Source organism: Ruegeria profundi (genome assembly GCF_049800715.1).
Lineage (GTDB): Bacteria > Pseudomonadota > Alphaproteobacteria > Rhodobacterales > Rhodobacteraceae > Ruegeria > Ruegeria profundi_A.
In genome coordinates, this window is sequence record NZ_JBNAFO010000016.1 from 17,649 (window position 1) to 31,582 (window position 13,934).

Consider the following 13,934-nt stretch of genomic DNA (forward strand, 5'->3'; position numbering starts at 1 on the left):
GGCCTTATCTGAATGTTACACGGGCGGCGTATCGCACAAGCGGGTTAGCGACGCAAAGTCAATCTTGCCCGAAGCCCGACACCGGGCCAGAGTGAACCCAAATCAGGGAGGTTATCATGAAGAAACTTGCACTTTCGATTGCTTTTGCATCGCTGGCCACAGGCGCGATGGCGGCAGATGCGGCGGATGGGCTGTGGAAAACACAACCCGGCGACACAGGTGGGTACCTGCACGTGTCGATCAGCGAATGCGGCAGCGCAATTTGCGGCACTATCGACAGCGCCTTTGACGGCAATGGCGACCAGATACTGGACTATGAAAACCTGGGCAAACAGATCATCTGGGACATGGTTGCAGAAGGCAGTGGCAGCTATGACAACGGCAAGATCTGGGCCCCCGATCGCGACAAGACCTACAACTCCAAAATGACACTGGACAGCCAGAACCAGCTGACGGTCAAAGGCTGTGTCGCAGGCGGATTGGTCTGCCGGGGGCAGACCTGGACTCGCATTCAGTAACGCCCTACGGCGCCCAAGTCAGGAAGTTGCCGATCATACGCAGGCCAACATCCTGGCTTTTCTCGGGGTGAAATTGCATCCCAAGCATCGTGTCGCGGCCAATCACGGCCGTGACATCCTGCCCATAGTCCACATAAGCCAACCGCTGCGCCGGATCCGCGACGCGAAAATGGTAGGAATGGACGAAATAGACGTGATCGCCTGATTTCACACCGTTAAACACCGGGTGATCGCTATCCAGAACCAGATCGTTCCAGCCCATATGCGGCACCTTGAGCGAAGCGTCAGAAGGCTCGATCCGCAGCACGTCCCCAGCCACCCAATCCAGACCATCGGTTTCGGTATATTCATGGCCTTTTGAGGCCATCAACTGCATCCCAACGCAGATTCCAAGGAAGGGGCGACCTTTCTGTTCAACCGCCTCAACCATCGCATCATAGATGCCCTTGTGTCCACGCAGCTCGGCGGCGCAGGCTGGGAAGGCTCCGTCCCCGGGTAGCACCAGCCGGTCCGCGCGCGCGGCGACATCCGCGTCCGAGGTCACAACGACCTCACCCGCGTCCAGCTCTTTCGCCATACGCTGAAAGGCTTTTTCGGCCGAGTGCAGGTTGCCGCTCTCGTAGTCGATGATCGCGGTGAGCATTTGAGTCCTTTCTGTGCGCAACTTGTCCGAAAACCGGTGCCCACTTTTCGGGTTACGCTTACAACGCGCCCTTCGTTGACGGAATCGCATCCGCCTTGCGTGGGTCGGTTTCGACCGCATCCCGCAGTGCGCGGGCAACGGCCTTAAATGCAGCCTCCGCGATGTGGTGGCTGTTGAAACCGTGCAGCTGGTCGATATGCAGCGTGATGCCGCCATGGGTGCTGAGCGCCTGAAAGAACTCGCGCACCAGCTCGGTGTCGAAGGTGCCGATCTTCTGGGTTGGCAGGTCCACGTTCCAGATCAGGAACGGGCGCGCGGACAGATCCAGCGCACAACGCACCTGAGCGTCGTCCATAGGCAAGTGACACTCGCCATAACGGCGGATGCCCTTCTTGTCGCCCAATGCCTGCGTCAGAGCCTGACCCAGCGCGATGCCGGTATCCTCGACCGTGTGGTGGTCGTCGATGTGATAGTCGCCCTTGGCACGGATCGTCATGTCGATCAGCGAATGACGCGCCAACTGATCCAGCATATGGTCAAAGAAGCCAACGCCGGTCTGGTTGTCATACTGGCCGGTGCCGTCCAGATTGACCTCGACCGAGATCTCGGTCTCGGCGGTCTGACGGCTGATCTTTGCGCTGCGCATGGGCGAATTCCTTTTGCTACAGGCGCGCTTATAGACGGGGTTGGGCGGGTTGATCCAGTGCCCGCAGCGCAATCGGTACAAACTGTTGCAGGGGATTGCACACAGGTCCGGGCCATGCCAGCCTGCCGGAAACTCAAGTCAAAAGGCCCGGCACATGTCCACCTGCGTTTTCATCCAAATCCGCTGCAAACCCGGCACCACCTACAAGGTAGCCGAAGAGATCGCCCTGCGCGAGATTCACTCGGAGCTTTACTCCACCAGCGGCGAATACGACCTACTGCTGAAACTCTATATCCCAGAAACCGAGGATGTCGGCCATTTCATCAACGAACATCTTCTGGTGATTCCAAACATCGAACGATCCTTGACCACGATGACCTTCAAAGCGTTCTGAGATGAACCTGCACTCATGATGCGGCAGAATCGGCCCGGTCGCGAAAGACCTCCGGGCCAATGCCAAACACAGACGCTCAGGCACCGCGTTCAAATCGAAATCAACCAGTTGGAAAGGTTTGTATCTGGAGCGGGCGAGGCGATTCGAACGCCCGACCCTAACCTTGGCAAGGTTATGCTCTACCCCTGAGCTACGCCCGCATCAGATACACATGTTGGTCCGAAGACCTTAACTCAATGGAGCGGGCGAGGCGATTCGAACGCCCGACCCTAACCTTGGCAAGGTTATGCTCTACCCCTGAGCTACGCCCGCGCCGTTGAGTGAGGAGGGATGTATAAATTCCCGCGCGAGCCTGCAAGCGGAAAAAGACAAAAACCTGCAAAAATCTTTCGACGGAATTTCGGGGCTGAAGCGTTAGAGGGGTAACGAGGCTTACAAAGCGAAGGGACGCGTGATGAAATCAAGAGCTTTCGCACAAATGAAGACGGCACTGTTGGCGGCGCTGATTGTTTTCGCGGTATTGCTCTGCCCGCCCGAGGATGATCCGTTGGCCGAGGCCCCCTCCCCTATTTACGAGCGGCAGGTTTTGACTGGATAGGTCATCTTGCCGGGATTTGCCAAAAGGTTGCCGCATTTGGCGCAGCCGTAGTTCAAGCCAACCTCTGCGGACAGGTGGCACGCCTCGATTTACGTGCGATGACTCCAGCAGCCAACAAACCGCTTGTCAGTTACGGCATTTACCGATGAAGGCGCAGGCTGTAACACCGGAGAAAGGAGCCCGGCAAAAACAGGACGAAGATGCAGGTTGTTATCCACGCAGGCGTGGCCTTTTCCGACAATGACCGGTTGATCGAAACCCTAATGGCGAACATCGCGGTTCTAAGCCAGCAGCGGGTCATCCCTCTGGACCTCGCACAGGGGCGGCAGTTCGTGAAAGTAGCCTCGGATTCCATGACGACCGGAGTGCCTCTGCCAGATGTACTGATGGGCTTGAATGAGGTTCTTCCCGACCGCAACACCTGCGATCGCGTTGTCCTGTCGAGCGACAAGGTTTTTGGCCCCAGACGCGCCGCGATTCTGCACGGGCAGTTTTATCCAAATGCGGCCGAGCGGATTGCGTTCCTGGACCGGGTTTTGGAGGCGGATCAAATCGAGCTGTGTTTCGCGCTGGTGAACCCGGCGAGCTTCATCTCGAAATTGCTGATGTCACTGCCCGCAGAGCGGCGGAAAGCCGTTCTGGGGAACACCGACCTGAGCAACCTGAACTGGCTGACCATGGTCCACGACCTGCGAGAAAGAGCTCCGAACGTTCAGATCACGCTCTGGGCCAATGAAGACACTCCGCTTATCTGGGGCGATATCCTCAGAACGCTTGCCAGACTACCCGACAAGGCGGCCCTGCAACATGAATACGCGTTCCTTGCTTCTGTGCTGACGGACGCGGGCCGTGCAGAGCTGACGCAACTGTTGGAACAAATAGCGTGGCAGGATCGGGACATGCTGCGGGATAGTCTGATCCATCTGTTTGATGAACATGCCGACCCGGCGCAGATCGAAGAAGAGCTTGAGATTTCGGGTTGGAATTCCGATGTGGTCAGCGCGTTTTCCGAGATCTACGAACAGGATCTCGCGGCACTACACGCCATGCCGGGCGTAAGGGTGCTGCAGCCCTGAAACGGGCTGCAGCGCATTACATACCCAGAGCTTCCTTATACATTTCGAGAACCGCCTCTTCTTCGGCGATATCATCCTTGTCGCGCTTGCGCAGAGCGACCAATTTGCGCATGACCTTGGTGTCGTAGCCGCGCGCTTTCGCTTCGGCCATGACCTCTTTCTGCTGCTCGGCCAGATCTTTCTTTTCGGCATCCAGACGCTCGATCCGTTCGATGAACTGGCGCAGCTCGCCTGCAGTCACGCGATAGTTGGCGGCGGCCTGATCTTCGGTCATGTCTTCCATGTAGGTCTCTCCCAGAGGCTGAATTGCGATGCTGAGACATCGGGCATGGTGCCGGATACATCGCCGGTGCCCGGGTCGCAAGCACCCAATCCCATGGGCGGGCTTGTCGGCAGGCCCCTGATCCGGTAAGCGCAAAAACACGGCACCAGCAGAGGCAGGCAACCATGTTCGAAATCATTACCTGGGGCGGCGCCGCCCTGTCAGTAGCCGGGCTTGTCGGTCTGATCTGGTGTATTCTTCGCGTAATGAAGGCCCGCAAAGCGGGCCTTTCAGATGACGAACTGCGCGCTGTTGTTCAGGGTGTTCTGCCCTGGAACCTTGGGGCGTTGTTTCTGTCGGTCATGGGGCTAATGCTGGTCATCCTCGGCATTTCGCTGGGATAACCCGACCGATCAGATCGGCAAATTGTCAAACCGCGCTTCCATCGCGTCCTCGCACAGGGCCGCATCCAGTCGGCGCATGCGCGACGGAACATGCATCCCTTGCTGACGCATGCGATCTACGATCTTGCTGAAACTGGGCTGCAGCGCCAATCGGGTATCCAGACACGCGTTCTGAAGTTTTTGCTCTAGCTCTTGCGCTTCGAAATAGAGGTTATCTGTCGTCATTGTAATCCTCCCAATTGTCAGTATCCCCGATATAGGTAACGCGGATACGACACGAAGATGCTACCGGAAACGATGGCGATTTATTGCCCGCTAAAATAGCCTGTTCGGCAAATCTGCGCGTCTGGGTTAAAGTTTAGGCAAATTTCATATGTCGTGCCTTGACGGACATCAAAAACCGAACTGACTCTTGTAACACATTCTGCTTTTCTTATATGTCGTCTTAGTGGAGGAAACCATGAAGCCAAAAGTGAAAGCGTTCTTCGACGACCAGACCTTTACGGTCTCGTACGTCGTCCACGAAGACAGCAGCCGCGCTTGTGCGATTGTCGATAGCGTTCTGGATTTCGATCATGCCTCGGGTCAGACCGGGACAAGCTCTGCCGACCAGATCATCGCTTATGTACACGCCAAAGACCTCAAGACCGAGTGGATTTTGGAAAGCCATGTGCATGCAGACCACCTCTCGGCTGCGCCATATCTGCAGCAGGAACTGGGCGGCAAAATCGGGATCGGACATCACATCGTCGAGGTGCAGGAAACCTTTGGCAAAATCTTCAACGAAGGGACCGAGTTTCAGCGCGATGGCAGCCAGTTTGATGCCCTCTTCCGCGAGGGCGACAGTTTCCACATCGGGCAGATGCGGGGCGATGTGCTGCACACACCCGGTCATACGCCGGCCTGCCTGACCTATGTGATCGGCGATGCCGCTTTTGTCGGCGACACCTTGTTCATGCCCGATTTCGGCACCGCACGATGCGATTTCCCAGGCGGCTCGTCCGAGACCCTTTTTGCTTCAATCCAGAAAATCCTGTCTCTGCCCGATGAGACCCGCATTTTTGTGGGGCACGACTACAAGGCTCCGGGCCGGGATGAGTATGCGTGGGAGACAACGGTGGGTGAGCAAAAGGCGCTGAACATCCATATCGGGCAAGGTCGCAGCATCGAAGAGTTTGTGGAAATGCGGGATGCGCGCGACGCGACACTCTCCAAACCCCGGCTGATTCTGCCGTCGCTTCAGGTCAATATGCGCGCGGGCCAGATGCCCCCGGCCGACGAACAGGGCGATGTTTTCCTGAAGTTGCCGATCAACAAGCTGTGACCCGCGCCAACAGTATAGGATGGACATAGAATGAACCCGGACTGGATATGGGGCCTTTGTGGCGGCATCCTGATCGGCTGCGGCGCTGCGCTTTACCTGCTTGGCAATGGCCGGATCATGGGGGCCAGTGGCATTCTGGGAGGTTTAATCGACGGCCCGGCAAGGCGCGAGAAACTGGTATTTGTCTTGGGGCTGATCGGTATGCCGCTGATCATGAGCCGCCTGATGAGCGAACAGCCTCAAACTCACCTGACAGAAAATCTGGGCCTTTTGGTCGTGGCCGGGCTGCTGGTTGGCATTGGTACGCGTTTGGCCAACGGATGCACATCGGGCCATGGGGTCTGCGGCATCTCTCGGTTTTCTCTACGCGGGATTGTTGCGACCCTTATCTATATCGGTGCCGGAGCGGCGGTTTTGGCCCTGTTCCGCCACGGTTTGGGGGTGATCTGATGCGGTTGTTGATCGCGTTGATATCGGGCGCGCTGTTTGGCGCGGGGCTGTTGCTATCGGGCATGACGGACACACAAAAGGTTCAGGGCTGGCTGGATGTCTTCGGCGCGTGGGACCCGACTCTGGCCTTTGTTATGGGCGGCGCGATTCTTCCCATGTTGGTCGCGTGGCGCGTGACCAAGACCCGCCAACCGTTGACTGGCGGCACATTTCCCGCACCTGCACGGACCGAACTTGACCGAGGGCTGATCCTCGGCTCAGTCCTGTTTGGCGCAGGCTGGGGGTTAGTCGGCCTATGCCCCGGCCCAGCCATGGCGGCACTGTCCTATGGCGGGACCAGCAGCGCCGTCTTTCTGGTGGCAATGGCGGCAGGGATGCGGCTGGCACCGGGGCTGCGCGCGCAACTGGACACGGCGGCCAACGCGGCCTAATCAATTGGCATGGAGATTCGACCAATAACCCCCCGCTACGCCGTCTCCCCGCAGATCACTGTCGAGGACGTGCCCGCCATTGCCGAGGCCGGCTTCGTCAAGGTTATCTGCAACCGACCCAATGCCGAGGTCCCCGAGATCATGCAATCCGATGCCATCGGAGACGCGGTCCGCGCAGCCGGTCTGGAATACGAGGTGCTGGAACTGACCCACCAGACCATGACGCCCGAAAACGTCGCACGGCAGCGGGATATGGCCGAAAATTGCTCTGGCCCGGTTCTGGCATATTGCGCGTCCGGTACGCGTTGCTCGGTCGTCTGGGCTCTGGGTCAATGCGACCAGATGAGTACGGATGAGATTCTGACTGCCACCACCAATGCCGGGTATCAGTTGGATCAGCTGCGCCCCACTCTGGATCAACTGCGCAACACGTCAGACTAGATCAGACCTCCCCATCCTTCGGGCCATCGAGGCCCGCCAGTTGCGAGATTTCCGCGACCATTCGATCGGGTTCAACAAGGCTCAGGTCGTCGTCGAGGGGATCGACGCCTGTAGAGCTCGCGACCAGATCGAGAGGGTCGGACAGGACATCTAAGCCTGTGTCAGCCATATCGCCCCGGACATTGGCCGGGCGACTTTCTATGAATTCAGCGGACTCCAAAGCATCCAGCGCGGGCAGCGGTACGTTTTCGTTCAGCCGAACGGCGCGCATCCCGCCCGACTGCCCCAGACGCCCGACCGAGGCGCGGGTGCGTTCGATCGTCAGAACCTCAGTCCGGTCCAAGCGTGCGCCGGTCAGCGGCAACAGGCTGCCTACCTCAAGCGTAGAAAGATGTGCCAAAGGCAACCTCATCCGGCACACCACGGCGTTCAGCTCGGCCCGGACAACGCCTGATGACTGCTCCAGCCGAGGGCCCGTATCGACGTCCAGCTCGATCTCAGCCTCATCGGGCGCGGGCGGATCAGGCAGCACAATCGTGATCTGACCCTGATGCAACCCGCCTCCAAGTTCCACGGTCAGGTCAAAAACGCGGTAGCTGTCTGCCACCAGCGACAAGATCAGGCCACGCAAATCCGCCGCCCGTGAGGCATACTCATATCCCGTCAGACCCGGCTGATCTGCCGCATCGACCAGCCCGACGGCACGGCGCAATGCATCCTCGACCAGCGGAGCCGCCATGACGGCATCCGTATCCGTAAAGCCCCGCTCTGTGGGCGGGTCCGGTGCAACCTCACCAATGGTTTGGGTCTGTACGATGGCCGAGACGCAGTTCAAATCCAGACAGGCCGCCGCAACCCCCTCTGGCCCGGTGAACTTCAACAGCAACCAATCCTCGGCCAATGTGGCCGCAAGGCCAGCCTGCGCCCGATCTGCCTGTTTCGCCCCGATAACAGCCAGCGGAAGGTTCAAACGCTCACCCGCGGCCCGCGCAAAGCCCAGACGCAACGCCCGCAGGATCGAGCGGGGTCGATCCCCCAAATCCCCCTGCCCCAATGACAATTTACGCGCCAGAGCGGCGCCGGCCGTGTGTGCCATGGCTTCGGTACCATCCGATTTCTTGTCGTGAGTCTTGGTGTAACCCGGCAGAGGTTACGAACTTCTTTAAACCGGACTATTGCGCCGCTTGCCGGTAGGCCAAAGGCAGGCTGACGCGGAACGCAGCACCGCCCTGCCCCGGCAGATATGTGATATCGCCGCCCAAACGGTGCATAATCTCGCGGCAGATCGCCAATCCAAGCCCGGCGCCGCCAGCCTTGTCCCCTCCGACCCGCGCGAATTTCTCAAAGATCATCGACCGCGCCTCAGGCGGCACCCCGCTGCCATTGTCGATGAAGTCCACAACCAGCTGCCCGCCCACATCATGCGCCGAGATCGTCAGAACGGGTTCATCGGCATCACAGTATTTCCGCGCGTTGGAGATGAGGTTGATAAACACCTGCCCCAAGCGGTCGAGATCAGTTTGCAAGGGAATACGCTCAGACGCCTTGCTGCGCCGCACAACGAGCCGTTGATCCGTGCCCGCCAGTGCGCTGGAGATCGACCGATCAAGAACCGAACGCAACGTATCGTCGCCAAGGTTCAGCCTGACCTGCCCGTTCTCAAGAACGCTGAGGTCGAGCAGATCGTCCAGCAGACGTGTCAGGCGAAGCGCCTCGTCGTGAATGATGGCGGCATAGCGGGTCTGTTCTTCACCGCTCAGCCCCTGGGTGTCGCGCATGATCTCGGAAAAGGCCCGGATCGAGGTCATAGGCGTGCGCAATTCATGACTGACCTGGCTGAGGAAGCTGTCCTTCTGCTCGGATATTTGGGTGAGCTTGGCGTTGGCATCGCGCAACTGTCGTGCCGTGCGGCTAAGTTCGGCAGATTTCTCTTCCAACTGGCTGGAGTATTCCAGCAATTGCGCAGATTCGTCAGCAACGGCCAAGAGGTCCTCAACCGAAACCGAGGCACCGCCCACGATCTGCCCGATCATCGCATGTGCCGTGGCCGCCCCTACTGAGCCGCTGAGCTCCCTCTCAAGCCGGGCCAGAAATCCGGGTGTCGGCTCGGGCAAAGGCGAGCGTCCGCCCTGAAGCTCGGCCTCGCGCTGGAACAGTTCCTGGGCGGGTGATGTGCCCAGAATGCGCTGCGTCATGATCATCAGGTCTTCGCTTTGCGCAACCGACCCGGTCCAACCGCGCGGCGCGACCGAGTGGTCAAAGACATTGACGAACTGCGCGCCCTGAAGCCGCTCCAACGGGCTGGGAAAGCTCAGCAGGGACGCAACACAGAACACAATCGCATTCAAGGAAATTGACCACATGACCGAATGCACCATTGGGTCGATACCTTCGATCCCGAACAAGGCCTGAGGTCGCAGCCATGCAATACCGAATGGGCCGTTCAGCAGCACACTCTCGGGCATCCATGCCGCCCCCATTCCGGGTAGAAGCAGGGTGTAGATCCACAGAACAAAGCCCACAGTCAAACCTGCCAGGGCACCGGTTCTGGTGGCCCCGCGCCAGAACAATCCGCCGACCATCGCGGGCAGGATTTGCGAAATACCGCTAAAGGCCACCAACCCGATCGAGGCCAACGCCGCGCCGCCGCCAGACAGACTGTAGTAGAAATAGCCCAGCGCCATTATCGCAGCGATCGAGATACGTCGCGCCATCAATACGATGTTGCGCACGTCTCCGGGCACGGACCCGACCCGCTCATGCGTGTTCAGCCAGATCGGCATTACGACGTGGTTCGAAACCATCGTCGACAGGGCCATTGCCGTTACGATCACCATCGAGGTCGCCGATGAGAACCCTCCGATAAAGGACAGCATCGCCAGCCCGTCCTTGCCTTGCGATAAAGGTACGGTCAGAACGAACAGATCCGGGTTGGACCCTTCCGGCAATAAATCGAGGCCGACAACGGCGATGGGGACAACAAACAGGCTCATCAGCAGCAAGTATAAGGGAAAGGCCCAGGCGGCGGTGCGCAGATGGCCCTCGTCATCATTCTCAACCACCATCACCTGGAACATGCGCGGCAAGCATACAAAGGCGGCGGCGGACAAGAAGATAAAGGTCGTCCAGCGACCGGCATCCACTTGCCATTTACCAATTTCGGAGGCGTCGATCCGCTCCATCATCGGGCCAAAGCCACCGGCAACGCCCCAGACCACGAAGATACCGACAGCCACCAGCGCAAAAAGTTTGACCACCGACTCGACCGCAATGGCTGTGACCACACCGTGGTGGCGTTCATTGGCATCCAGATTGCGGGTGCCGAACAGAATCGCGAACATCGCCAGCCCAGCCGCCACCCAGAAAACGCTGGAGCCTTCGCGGTAGAGGCCCGAGGGGTCGGCCTCGGCAAAGATCGAGAAAGACAGGGTAATCGACTGCAATTGCAGCGCAATATAGGGCGTGCCGCCGATCACAGCCAGAATCGTGACGCACACCGCCAGCGTGTTCGACTTGCCATAGCGCGAGGACAACAGGTCCGCGATCGAGGTCACGCGCTGGCTGCGCCCGACCCGCACCAGTTTGCGCAGCCCCCACCACCAACTGATCATCACCAGCGTCGGCCCGAGGTAGATTGTCACGAACTCCAACCCCGACCGCGCCGCATTGCCGACCGCGCCGTAAAAGGTCCAAGCCGTGCAGTAGATCGAGAGGGACAGCGTGTAGATCAAAGGAGAACGCAGCCATTTGCCCCGTCCGGCCGCTGCCATCCTGTCTGCGGCAAATGCCACGCCGAACAAAAGAACGACATAGCCCAGACAGACCAGAATCAGGATGTTCAGCGTTGCCATCAGCCCGCGTCCGAACCGTGGCTGTCATCCGCGCCAGTGCGCCGGGCGACGAAGCCAAAAATCAGGCTGACCAGAATCAGACCGATCCAACAGGCGAAGATGTAGAAGATGGCTGAAGACAGCGGCACACCGCCGGTTTCAGACTCGGTGTCGGGCCACAGCAGCGGCAGCACCAGCAGCGCACCGCCCAGAAATGGCAGCAACCGAGCCGAATCCGCCAGCCTGCGCCGGCGATAGCTTTGCCGTTCCAGAAACAACGAGGGCCGCGCACCGCGCGACGTGCGGTCCTGACCCACGGGCGACGTCATAACTGCGTCGCCTGCGCATGCAGATCGCGCACAGCGGTCAGCACCTCGGCGTTGGAGAACGGTTTGGTCATGAAGCGGCTGACACCCGCATTCTCGGCCATCTCACGATCTTTCGACTGCCCGCGCGCGGTCAGCATCAGAACCGGCAGGTCCTGCATGTCGTCCAAGGCACGCAGATCGCGCAGAATGTCCATCCCGCTCTTGCCCGGTAGCATCACGTCCAGAATCACCAGATCGGGCTGTGCGCCCTGAATCACCTGAAGCGCATCCGCACCATCGCCGTGTGTCTCGACCTGCCATCCCTCGCGAGTCAGCAAGAACCGGATGGCCTCGGCGATGTTGGGCTCATCCTCAATCAACAGAACCTTACGGCTCATTTGTGTATATCCTCCCGATGACTGGCCTCCACCCCGGAACCGGTCTTCGCCAGATTAAGCGGTTGTTCGGGAACCTGTCAAAAGCCTTCGCTCAGAATTGACGGCTCGCGACGAGAACCGCAATCACCGCTTGGGCAAATCCGGCAGCTTGGCCCGACCCGCGTTGCCTCTGGGTTCGGTTCGGCATCGACCAGTGGCCGTATCAGCATGGCCGCGCGATACGAAGGTTCCTGGTCGTATCCGGACACGCCGTGCGGCCAGGCACAAGCATGGCATTCGAACATTGCGGCGGCACGCCCCTGCTGCGCGACCTGCCGTCTGATCGGAACCAGAGGCCGGTTCAGCGCAGAAAATAGCGGCCAGTGCGGGCAAGCCTCGCCGTGGCGCGGCAGTGACAGGCCGGGGACAGACTTCAGAAACAGGATACTGCCCGAGCCGTCGCAGATCACCAGCCCCACTGGGCGGCTCAACACCCCTTCGGGCAGGCTGGCGAGGCGTCGGAACACAGTCGGCAGATCGACCGAGAATCGCTGCGCCAGTTCCATAGGGTTCGGATCACCATCTGCCAGCGTGGTTTTGAGGGCATCCAGCGGCATGGCCTTGGCGTCAGCCTCACTCTGCTTAAGCCATTCCCCTGCAAGGTTACGTGCAGCGGAGGTATTCAGACCGCCTAGATCAATGACATCTGCCCCCTGACCAGCGTCGAGTTCGGGAAAGCTGTAGCCGCGCGCCTCAAGAAACAGCTCGACCTCTTCCAGCGGCGCGCCACGCGGGTCTTTCGACGTATCGCTTTCGTCCAAATAGGTCACCAGCGCCTTCGAGCTGTCGGCCAGTCGTTCCGCATCCTGATGAAGGTTCTGGTGGAAACGATCCTGCCACTCGGCGTCGATATCCTGCGGGTCGGCCAGAATCGCTGCGGTGGACCGAATCGCCGCTGCGGTCGACAGCACTTCGTGCATTGAGGCTGCCAGATGCGGGTCATGGGTCAATCGGTCCGAAAGCGTTGCAACCGTCCGTTCCAGCGACACTACACGACGATGCATCTGCGCCAATACTCCCGACCAACCAGGAAAGCGGCCTGCAAATTCCTCAAGCGTTTCAATTTCGGCCTGTTGGCCGACTGCATCGGCTGCGGCTTCGCGCAAAGCCGATATCAGGGTCGCTTCGATGCCCTGCGTCAACACGGACGGCTCAACAGCCAGCGCCCCTGCAATATCGACCAGCAATTTGCCCCCGATCCGGCGGCGGTTGTGTTCGATCAGGTTCAGATAGGAAGCCGAGATCCCCACCTGACGCGCAAGCTCTGCCTGCCTCAGACCCGCGATCTGCCGTCTTTCGCGGATCCGGCTACCGGTCAGCAAATCCCGCATGATCAAGGTCCTCAGTCACGTTAAGCTATTTCTGGTCGGTCGTATTTTCAGTTTATCCTATCATTTTCTTGGTGTTATGCATCAGTTTTCAGATTGAGTTGACAAGATTAACAACTTCCGGCCCTCGGCCGCACCGCCAGACGCGCTTCGCCCCTTCTCATTTCCTGCATTTACCGCCACCATATGGGTATGAGCGATCCTGCTTTTGAATATGCACCCATCGGCCTTGTCGAATTGGAAAACCGCATCATTCGACGGTGCAATTTGCAATTTGCGCGCACCTTTGGCGGGGATGAAGCCGAATACAACAACATGCCCTTGCTGCACCTCTACCCCTCGGTCGCGGATTGGGAGAGAATCGGGCAACGCAGCCTGCAAGTGATGCGCGATACCGGCTATTACACCGATGAACGGGTGATGCGACGTCGGAACGGAGACCTGTTCTGGTGCCGCGCGCGTGGACGCTCGCTTACACCTGACGACCCGTTTCGCCATGGAATCTGGAGCTTTTCCGACATCTCGGAGGAGCGGCCGCTGGTGGAACTGACCGTGCGCGAGCGCGAAGTGGCGATCCTGTCCTGCCGCGGCCTGTCTGCTAAGGAAATCGGGATGGAACTGGGCTTGAGTTACCGCACGATTGAGGCCTACCGCGCCCGGCTGCTGGAAAAATTCGGCGCCCGCAAACTGCCGGAACTGGTTGCAAAGCTCTCTGGTATGCCCCTGTAGACACAACTGCCCGTCACAAACCATCCAAACCCCCTATTTTCAGGCACAAACGGCGCTTTCCATGGCTGCTCGCTTGGCTTATAACCCTGCGTAATCAGATCGAAGCCCGCGTAGA

The 13,934-nt window shown here is 59.2% G+C and carries 18 protein-coding genes and 2 tRNA genes; 9 read left to right on the forward strand and 11 right to left on the reverse strand.

Annotation, left to right across the window (positions count from 1 at the left end; genetic code table 11):
- Nucleotides 1-116 precede the first annotated feature (116 nt).
- Nucleotides 117-518 (forward strand): DUF2147 domain-containing protein, encoded by a 402-nt coding sequence (locus ACP15L_RS20135; RefSeq protein WP_425085553.1) that lies wholly within the window; start codon nucleotides 117-119, stop codon nucleotides 516-518.
- Nucleotides 519-522: 4 nt separating this feature from the next.
- On the opposite strand, the gene hisH is transcribed toward ACP15L_RS20135, so the two are convergent.
- Both hisH and hisB read right to left on the reverse strand, forming a co-directional pair.
- Nucleotides 523-1,161, reverse strand: coding sequence for an imidazole glycerol phosphate synthase subunit HisH (gene hisH, locus ACP15L_RS20140; protein ID WP_425085554.1), 639 nt, complete (start codon nucleotides 1,159-1,161; stop codon nucleotides 523-525).
- A gap of 58 nt (nucleotides 1,162-1,219) precedes the next feature.
- A complete protein-coding gene (gene hisB / locus ACP15L_RS20145) occupies nucleotides 1,220-1,807 on the reverse strand; it encodes an imidazoleglycerol-phosphate dehydratase HisB (RefSeq protein WP_170374919.1) in 588 nt (195 codons plus the stop codon).
- Between the two features lie 154 nt (nucleotides 1,808-1,961).
- On the opposite strand from hisB, the gene ACP15L_RS20150 reads away from it, so the two are divergent.
- A complete protein-coding gene (locus tag ACP15L_RS20150) occupies nucleotides 1,962-2,201 on the forward strand; it encodes an Lrp/AsnC family transcriptional regulator (RefSeq protein WP_050602861.1) in 240 nt (79 codons plus the stop codon).
- A 125-nt stretch (nucleotides 2,202-2,326) separates the two neighbouring features.
- On the opposite strand, the gene ACP15L_RS20155 is transcribed toward ACP15L_RS20150, so the two are convergent.
- Nucleotides 2,327-2,401 (reverse strand) — tRNA-Gly (locus tag ACP15L_RS20155).
- Nucleotides 2,402-2,438: 37 nt separating this feature from the next.
- Nucleotides 2,439-2,513, reverse strand: a tRNA-Gly gene (locus tag ACP15L_RS20160).
- 486 nt (nucleotides 2,514-2,999) lie between these two features.
- Between ACP15L_RS20160 and ACP15L_RS20165 the strand changes: the two genes are divergently transcribed.
- On the forward strand, nucleotides 3,000-3,875 hold the full coding sequence (locus ACP15L_RS20165) for a hypothetical protein (protein ID WP_425085555.1): 876 nt from the start codon (nucleotides 3,000-3,002) through the stop codon (nucleotides 3,873-3,875).
- A 16-nt stretch (nucleotides 3,876-3,891) separates the two neighbouring features.
- On the opposite strand, the gene ACP15L_RS20170 is transcribed toward ACP15L_RS20165, so the two are convergent.
- On the reverse strand, nucleotides 3,892-4,158 hold the full coding sequence (locus tag ACP15L_RS20170) for a DUF2312 domain-containing protein (RefSeq protein ID WP_170374913.1): 267 nt from the start codon (nucleotides 4,156-4,158) through the stop codon (nucleotides 3,892-3,894).
- A 164-nt stretch (nucleotides 4,159-4,322) separates the two neighbouring features.
- Between ACP15L_RS20170 and ACP15L_RS20175 the strand changes: the two genes are divergently transcribed.
- Nucleotides 4,323-4,541 carry a hypothetical protein gene (locus ACP15L_RS20175; protein WP_170468076.1) on the forward strand — a complete coding sequence of 73 codons (219 nt, stop codon included), beginning with the start codon at nucleotides 4,323-4,325 and terminating at the stop codon, nucleotides 4,539-4,541.
- A 9-nt stretch (nucleotides 4,542-4,550) separates the two neighbouring features.
- Here ACP15L_RS20175 and ACP15L_RS20180 read toward each other — a convergent pair whose 3' ends face one another.
- Nucleotides 4,551-4,766 carry a hypothetical protein gene (locus tag ACP15L_RS20180; RefSeq protein ID WP_170468079.1) on the reverse strand — a complete coding sequence of 72 codons (216 nt, stop codon included), beginning with the start codon at nucleotides 4,764-4,766 and terminating at the stop codon, nucleotides 4,551-4,553.
- A 235-nt stretch (nucleotides 4,767-5,001) separates the two neighbouring features.
- Between ACP15L_RS20180 and ACP15L_RS20185 the strand changes: the two genes are divergently transcribed.
- From ACP15L_RS20185 to ACP15L_RS20200, 4 genes are read left to right on the forward strand one after another with little or no spacing between them, the layout of a single operon-like run.
- Complete coding sequence (locus ACP15L_RS20185; protein ID WP_425085556.1) at nucleotides 5,002-5,865, forward strand: MBL fold metallo-hydrolase; 864 nt, start codon at nucleotides 5,002-5,004, stop codon at nucleotides 5,863-5,865.
- Between the two features lie 30 nt (nucleotides 5,866-5,895).
- Nucleotides 5,896-6,315 (forward strand): YeeE/YedE family protein, encoded by a 420-nt coding sequence (locus tag ACP15L_RS20190; protein ID WP_425085557.1) that lies wholly within the window; start codon nucleotides 5,896-5,898, stop codon nucleotides 6,313-6,315.
- Nucleotides 6,315-6,746, forward strand: a complete 432-nt coding sequence (locus ACP15L_RS20195; RefSeq protein WP_425085558.1) for a DUF6691 family protein — start codon at nucleotides 6,315-6,317, stop codon at nucleotides 6,744-6,746. The genes ACP15L_RS20190 and ACP15L_RS20195 overlap by 1 nt, the downstream gene beginning before the upstream one ends.
- A 9-nt stretch (nucleotides 6,747-6,755) precedes the next feature.
- The gene (locus tag ACP15L_RS20200) at nucleotides 6,756-7,187 is read left to right on the forward strand and encodes a TIGR01244 family sulfur transferase (RefSeq protein ID WP_425085559.1); all 432 of its coding nucleotides are present in this window, start codon (nucleotides 6,756-6,758) and stop codon (nucleotides 7,185-7,187) included.
- A gap of 1 nt (nucleotide 7,188) precedes the next feature.
- Here the strand turns inward: ACP15L_RS20200 and ACP15L_RS20205 are convergent, their stop codons facing one another.
- The 5 genes from ACP15L_RS20205 to ACP15L_RS20225 form a co-directional block, all read right to left on the reverse strand.
- Nucleotides 7,189-8,283, reverse strand: coding sequence for a FliM/FliN family flagellar motor C-terminal domain-containing protein (locus ACP15L_RS20205; protein ID WP_425085560.1), 1,095 nt, complete (start codon nucleotides 8,281-8,283; stop codon nucleotides 7,189-7,191).
- Between the two features lie 76 nt (nucleotides 8,284-8,359).
- Nucleotides 8,360-11,038 (reverse strand): ATP-binding protein, encoded by a 2,679-nt coding sequence (locus ACP15L_RS20210; RefSeq protein WP_425085561.1) that lies wholly within the window; start codon nucleotides 11,036-11,038, stop codon nucleotides 8,360-8,362.
- Nucleotides 11,038-11,346: a hypothetical protein gene (locus tag ACP15L_RS20215; protein ID WP_425085562.1), complete on the reverse strand. Its 309-nt coding sequence runs from the start codon at nucleotides 11,344-11,346 to the stop codon at nucleotides 11,038-11,040. Before ACP15L_RS20215 ends, ACP15L_RS20210 begins: the two co-directional genes overlap by 1 nt.
- On the reverse strand, nucleotides 11,343-11,723 hold the full coding sequence (locus tag ACP15L_RS20220) for a response regulator (protein ID WP_170460790.1): 381 nt from the start codon (nucleotides 11,721-11,723) through the stop codon (nucleotides 11,343-11,345). Before ACP15L_RS20220 ends, ACP15L_RS20215 begins: the two co-directional genes overlap by 4 nt.
- Before the next feature lie 77 nt (nucleotides 11,724-11,800).
- Complete coding sequence (locus ACP15L_RS20225; RefSeq protein ID WP_425085563.1) at nucleotides 11,801-13,093, reverse strand: helix-turn-helix domain-containing protein; 1,293 nt, start codon at nucleotides 13,091-13,093, stop codon at nucleotides 11,801-11,803.
- A 189-nt stretch (nucleotides 13,094-13,282) separates the two neighbouring features.
- Between ACP15L_RS20225 and ACP15L_RS20230 the strand changes: the two genes are divergently transcribed.
- Nucleotides 13,283-13,819, forward strand: a complete 537-nt coding sequence (locus ACP15L_RS20230) for a LuxR C-terminal-related transcriptional regulator (protein WP_170460784.1) — start codon at nucleotides 13,283-13,285, stop codon at nucleotides 13,817-13,819.
- Nucleotides 13,820-13,934 lie beyond the last annotated feature (115 nt).

Bases quoted from the DNA above. Each gene is read 5' to 3' on its own strand.
- ACP15L_RS20215 (WP_425085562.1), bottom strand. From the start codon at position 11,346: ATGACGTCGCCCGTGGGTCAGGACCGCACGTCGCGCGGTGCGCGGCCC.
- ACP15L_RS20170 (WP_170374913.1), bottom strand. From the start codon at position 4,158: ATGGAAGACATGACCGAAGATCAGGCCGCCGCCAACTATCGCGTGACT.
- ACP15L_RS20195 (WP_425085558.1), top strand. From the start codon at position 6,315: ATGCGGTTGTTGATCGCGTTGATATCGGGCGCGCTGTTTGGCGCGGGG.
- ACP15L_RS20165 (WP_425085555.1), top strand. From the start codon at position 3,000: ATGCAGGTTGTTATCCACGCAGGCGTGGCCTTTTCCGACAATGACCGG.
- ACP15L_RS20225 (WP_425085563.1), bottom strand. From the start codon at position 13,093: ATGCGGGATTTGCTGACCGGTAGCCGGATCCGCGAAAGACGGCAGATC.
- ACP15L_RS20190 (WP_425085557.1), top strand. From the start codon at position 5,896: ATGAACCCGGACTGGATATGGGGCCTTTGTGGCGGCATCCTGATCGGC.
- ACP15L_RS20150 (WP_050602861.1), top strand. From the start codon at position 1,962: ATGTCCACCTGCGTTTTCATCCAAATCCGCTGCAAACCCGGCACCACC.
- ACP15L_RS20205 (WP_425085560.1), bottom strand. From the start codon at position 8,283: ATGGCACACACGGCCGGCGCCGCTCTGGCGCGTAAATTGTCATTGGGG.
- ACP15L_RS20180 (WP_170468079.1), bottom strand. From the start codon at position 4,766: ATGACGACAGATAACCTCTATTTCGAAGCGCAAGAGCTAGAGCAAAAA.
- hisH (WP_425085554.1), bottom strand. From the start codon at position 1,161: ATGCTCACCGCGATCATCGACTACGAGAGCGGCAACCTGCACTCGGCC.
- ACP15L_RS20230 (WP_170460784.1), top strand. From the start codon at position 13,283: ATGAGCGATCCTGCTTTTGAATATGCACCCATCGGCCTTGTCGAATTG.
- ACP15L_RS20210 (WP_425085561.1), bottom strand. From the start codon at position 11,038: ATGGCAACGCTGAACATCCTGATTCTGGTCTGTCTGGGCTATGTCGTT.
- ACP15L_RS20220 (WP_170460790.1), bottom strand. From the start codon at position 11,723: ATGAGCCGTAAGGTTCTGTTGATTGAGGATGAGCCCAACATCGCCGAG.
- ACP15L_RS20200 (WP_425085559.1), top strand. From the start codon at position 6,756: ATGGAGATTCGACCAATAACCCCCCGCTACGCCGTCTCCCCGCAGATC.
- ACP15L_RS20185 (WP_425085556.1), top strand. From the start codon at position 5,002: ATGAAGCCAAAAGTGAAAGCGTTCTTCGACGACCAGACCTTTACGGTC.
- ACP15L_RS20175 (WP_170468076.1), top strand. From the start codon at position 4,323: ATGTTCGAAATCATTACCTGGGGCGGCGCCGCCCTGTCAGTAGCCGGG.
- hisB (WP_170374919.1), bottom strand. From the start codon at position 1,807: ATGCGCAGCGCAAAGATCAGCCGTCAGACCGCCGAGACCGAGATCTCG.
- ACP15L_RS20135 (WP_425085553.1), top strand. From the start codon at position 117: ATGAAGAAACTTGCACTTTCGATTGCTTTTGCATCGCTGGCCACAGGC.